This is a genomic window from Rhizobacter sp. P1_G5 (genome assembly GCF_056405435.1).
The window spans coordinates 1-4076 of sequence record NZ_JBFUCB010000559.1 but is presented as its reverse complement, the minus strand read 5'-3'; the positions used below and the strand labels follow the sequence as shown (position 1 = coordinate 4076).

Genomic DNA, 4076 nt, shown 5'->3' with positions numbered 1-4076 from the left:
GAGTTTGGGCGACGGGCCATGAAATCAGTCAGTGGAGGGCAGTCATCGCCCCCAGGGGCGATGACCGCACCGGCCGGCGAGCCACAGACTCCCCGCACCCGCCTTCCGCACCACTGCGCCACTTGCGCCAATCAGGACAGCGCTTCAGCCACCAGCGCCGGCAGGTCGGCCAGGTCGTGCAGCAGTTCCGGCGACAGCCCTTCGGGCAGTTCGTCGAGCGCCGCGCCGCGCCACATCACCTCGGTGCTGCCGTTCGCACCACGCTGCACCACGACACGCAGCAGCAGGTCGGGCGAGGCATCGGAACTCGTCATCAGCACCGGCGTGCCGCCCTGCGTCGATTCGAACACGATCACCAGGCGCTGGCGCTCGTTGTCCTCACCGACGCTCTGCTGCAGCCGCACCAGCACCGGCATGCCGTGCCGCTCGGCACAGGCCTCGATGCGCTGCACCGTCTCGGTCACGCCGAAACGGCTGACGCTCGCACGCGTCAGGCGCTCTTCCGCACCGAATGCGCGGGTACCACCCAGGGCTGCGACGATCATCGCAATGCCACCGGTCATCCAGAAACGAAACGGGCTCTTCATCGGGGGTCTCCCTCGGGTCACCGACAGACGATAGGGTTCGAACAGCGGTACTTCAAGGGTCCGAATGTCAGTCAACGTCGCTCCACCGTTAACGACGGTGTCGCTACCGTCACACTGTGCTCAGCACGAACGCAGAGTGTGGCCTGAAGCGGTGACGCTTTGGTGAACGGCCCCCGACCAATAGGGATATCCAACGAACATTCATGCGGCGCTGCAGCACGCTGCAGGCCGCGAATTCACTTGGTTCCGAAGATCTTGTCGCCGGCGTCGCCGAGGCCCGGGATGATGTAGCCCAGCTCGTTGAGGTGGCTGTCGATGGCGGCCGTCCAGCAGCGCACGTCGGGGTGGGCTTGCTGCAGTGCAGCGACGCCTTCCGGCGCGGCCACCAGCACCAGCGCACGGATGTCGGTGCAGCCGCGGCGCTTCAGCAGGTCGATGGTCGCGATCATCGAGCCGGCGGTGGCCAGCATCGGGTCGATGATCAGCGCAGTGCGCTCGTCGAGGTGGCCGACGAGGTTCTCGAAGTAGTGCTCCGGCTGCAGCGTCTCGTGGTTGCGCGACAGGCCGACCACGCTGACCTTCGCGTTCGGGATCATGTCGAGCACGCCATCGAGCATGCCGAGGCCGGCGCGCAGGATCGGCACCACCGTCACCTTGCGGCCGCTGATCTGGTCGATCTCGACCGGGCCGCTCCAGCATTCGATCGTCGTCTTGGTCAAAGGCCAGTCGGCCGTGGCCTCGTACGCGAGCAGCCGGGCCAGCTCGTTCGTCAGCTCGCGGAATTTCTTGGTCGAGATCTCGGCCTCGCGCAGCAGGCCGATCTTGTGGCGCACCAGCGGGTGGTTGACGGCAATCGTCGGCATGGTTCAGTCCTCCTGCTTCAGCCGCTGGCGCAGTGCCTCGTACAGGCAGATGCCGCTGGCCACCGAGACGTTCAGGCTCTCGACCGCACCGCGCATCGGCAGCCGCACCAGCACGTCGCAGGTCTTGCCGGTCAACTGCCGCATGCCGCTGCCTTCGGCGCCGAGCACCAGCGCGAGCGGCCGGGTCAGGTCGATGTCGTACAACGACTGCTGTGCGTCGTCCGACGTGCCGACGACCAGGATGTCGCGCTCCTTCAGCTCATTCAAGGTCCGTGCCAGGTTGGTGACCATGAAGTACGGCACCGTGTCGGCCGCGCCGCTGGCCACCTTGGAGACGGTGGCGTTGATGCCGACCGCATGGTCCTTCGGGGCGATCACCGCATGCGCGCCGGCGCCGTCGGCCACGCGCAGGCAGGCACCCAGGTTGTGCGGATCGGTGATGCCGTCGAGCACCAGCAGCAGCGGGACTTCCTCGACGGCGTCGAGCGTGTCGTCCAGCGAATGGCTCATCGCCATCGCCTCGACGCGGGCAACCACGCCCTGGTGGCGGTGCGAACCGCACAGCTTCTGCAGGCGGTCGTCGTCGCTGTCGACCAGTTTGGCGCCGGCCTCCTTCACCCGCTCGACGAACTGGCGCATGCGCTGGTCGCGACGGCTCGTGTCGACGTGGATCTCGAGGATGGACTTCGGCGCGGTCTTCAGCCGCACCGTGACGGCGTGGAAGCCGAACAGGATCTTGTTGCTCATCCGGGGATTGTGCCTCCCGGGCGCCAGGCGTCAGGCGAGGTGGCGCTTCACCAGCCCGACCAGCTCGGCGTAGTCGAACGGCTTGGCGAGGTAGGCATCGAACCCGGAGTTCAGGATGCGCTCCTCGTCGCCCTTCATCGCGAGCGCCGTCAGCGCGATGATCTTCAGCCCGGCCGTCGCCGCATCGGCACGCAGCAGCCGCGTCGCCTCCAGCCCGTCCATGCCCGGCATCTGGATGTCCATCAGCACCAGCTCGGGCAGGTGCTCGCGGGCCAGTTTCACGCCCTCTTCGCCGCCTTCGGCACACAGCACGTCGTGCCCGCCCTTCTGCAGCACGAGTTGCGCGAGCTTGCGGTTCTGTGCGTTGTCCTCGACGACCAGGATGCGTGCCATGGTTTTTTTTCCTCGCCTTGTGCCTGTGTCAGGCGTGTTCTGGAATCGCCGGCAGCGGCGGCAGCGTGAAATAGAAACTGGCGCCCCGGCCCGGTGCCGATTCGACCCAGATGCGCCCGCCGTGCTTGGTCACCACCCGCTGGGCAATCGCGAGGCCCACGCCGTTGCCGGGGAACTGCGAGCCGGGGTGGAAGCGCTGGAACGGCCGGAACAGCCGCTCGCCGGCGGCCGCGGCATCGAAGCCGGCGCCGTTGTCGCGCACGCAGAAGGCGTCGTCGCCCTGCGCCCCGGCGCGACGGAACTCGATCTGCGGGACCGGTGCCGCGGCGCTGTACTTCCACGCATTGCCGAGCAGGTTCGACAGCGCAACCCGCAGCAGGCCGGGGTCGCCCTGCGCCGTCAGCCCGTCGTCGTGCCGCCACGCCACGTGGCGGTCCGGCTGCGCCTGCGCCAGCTCGCCGACGATCTCGCCGGCCATCGCCGACAGGTCGACCGGCTCGGACTGCATCTCGGTGCGCGTCATGCGCGCCAGCACCAGCATGTCGTCGATCAGGCGGTTCATGCGCTGGGCCGCGCCCTGGATGTGGCCGAGGAAGCCCTGCCCCTTCGCATCCAGCGACTGCCCGTGCCCCTGCTGCAGCAGCTGCGCGAAGCCGGCGATCTGCCCGAGCGGCGTGCGCAGGTCGTGCGACACCGAGTAGCTGAACGCCTCCATCTCGGCATGGGCGGTGCGCAGTTCGCGGTAGGCGCGCTCCATCGCGATCGACTGGGCCTCGGCCTCGCGGCGCATGCGGTGCAGCCGCACGAACACCGCGACCTTGGCGCGCAGGATCTCCGGCACCACCGGCGACAGGATGTAGTCGACCGCCCCGATGCGGTAGCCGGCGAAGGTGTCGGCCTCGTGCGTGTAGATCGCCGAGACGAACACGATCGGCACGTCGGCACCGCCCGGCAGCTCGCGCAGCCGGCGCGCGACATCGAAGCCGCTGATGCCGGCCAGGTGCACGTCGAGCAGCACCATCGCCCACGACGAGCGCTGCGCGAAGCGCTCGAGCGCGAGTTCGCCGTGATCGACGGTGTGGATCTCGGCGCCCACGTCCTGCAGGGTCGCACGGTACAGCCTCAGGTTGGCCGCGTTGTCGTCGACGACCAGGATCGAGGGTGACGTGCCGTTGCTCGCCGTCATGACCGTCGCTGCCGCCCCTTGGTCAGCGCCCGCTTCACCTCGGCCAGCAGGCTGGCCGGCTGGAACTCCGATTTCTCCATCACCTGCTGCACCCGCCCGCTCAGCAGCGCCCGGTCCTGCACAGTCAGCAGCTTGGCGGTCAGCACGATGATCGGGATGTCGGCGGTGTCGCTGCGCCCGCGCAGCGCCTCGATCACGTCGAAGCCCGACAGCTGCGGCATCATCAGGTCGAGCACGATCAGCGCGGGCCGCTGCTGGCGCACCACCTCCAGCGCCTCGCGGCCGCTGTAGGCCAGCATT

Annotated in this window: 6 protein-coding genes; all 6 read right to left on the bottom strand. The window is 68.4% G+C overall.

Features of this window, described 5'->3' with window-relative positions; all coding sequences use genetic code 11:
• Window positions 1-131: 131 nt before the first annotated feature.
• Window positions 132-587 (bottom strand): DUF302 domain-containing protein, encoded by a 456-nt coding sequence (locus AC1D12_RS26885; RefSeq protein ID WP_047513327.1) that lies wholly within the window; start codon window positions 585-587, stop codon window positions 132-134.
• A gap of 236 nt (window positions 588-823) precedes the next feature.
• Window positions 824-1450: a uracil phosphoribosyltransferase gene (gene upp / locus AC1D12_RS26880; RefSeq protein WP_047513330.1), complete on the bottom strand. Its 627-nt coding sequence runs from the start codon at window positions 1448-1450 to the stop codon at window positions 824-826.
• Between the two features lie 3 nt (window positions 1451-1453).
• Window positions 1454-2197 carry a 23S rRNA (guanosine(2251)-2'-O)-methyltransferase RlmB gene (rlmB, locus tag AC1D12_RS26875; protein WP_477844062.1) on the bottom strand — a complete coding sequence of 248 codons (744 nt, stop codon included), beginning with the start codon at window positions 2195-2197 and terminating at the stop codon, window positions 1454-1456.
• A 30-nt stretch (window positions 2198-2227) separates the two neighbouring features.
• Entirely contained in the window at window positions 2228-2590 is a 363-nt protein-coding gene (locus AC1D12_RS26870) for a response regulator (RefSeq protein ID WP_477828637.1), read from the bottom strand.
• Window positions 2591-2618: 28 nt separating this feature from the next.
• Window positions 2619-3776 (bottom strand): sensor histidine kinase, encoded by a 1158-nt coding sequence (locus AC1D12_RS26865; RefSeq protein ID WP_477828636.1) that lies wholly within the window; start codon window positions 3774-3776, stop codon window positions 2619-2621.
• Window positions 3773-4076, bottom strand: a 304-nt coding sequence (locus tag AC1D12_RS26860; RefSeq protein WP_477844061.1) for a response regulator, incomplete at its 5' end; no start/stop codon positions are given. The genes AC1D12_RS26860 and AC1D12_RS26865, both read right to left, overlap by 4 nt.

Coding starts and splice junctions, on each gene's coding strand:
- rlmB (WP_477844062.1), bottom strand. CDS start 2,197: ATGAGCAACAAGATCCTGTTCGGCTTCCACGCCGTCACGGTGCGGCTG.
- AC1D12_RS26865 (WP_477828636.1), bottom strand. CDS start 3,776: ATGACGGCGAGCAACGGCACGTCACCCTCGATCCTGGTCGTCGACGAC.
- AC1D12_RS26870 (WP_477828637.1), bottom strand. CDS start 2,590: ATGGCACGCATCCTGGTCGTCGAGGACAACGCACAGAACCGCAAGCTC.
- upp (WP_047513330.1), bottom strand. CDS start 1,450: ATGCCGACGATTGCCGTCAACCACCCGCTGGTGCGCCACAAGATCGGC.
- AC1D12_RS26885 (WP_047513327.1), bottom strand. CDS start 587: ATGAAGAGCCCGTTTCGTTTCTGGATGACCGGTGGCATTGCGATGATC.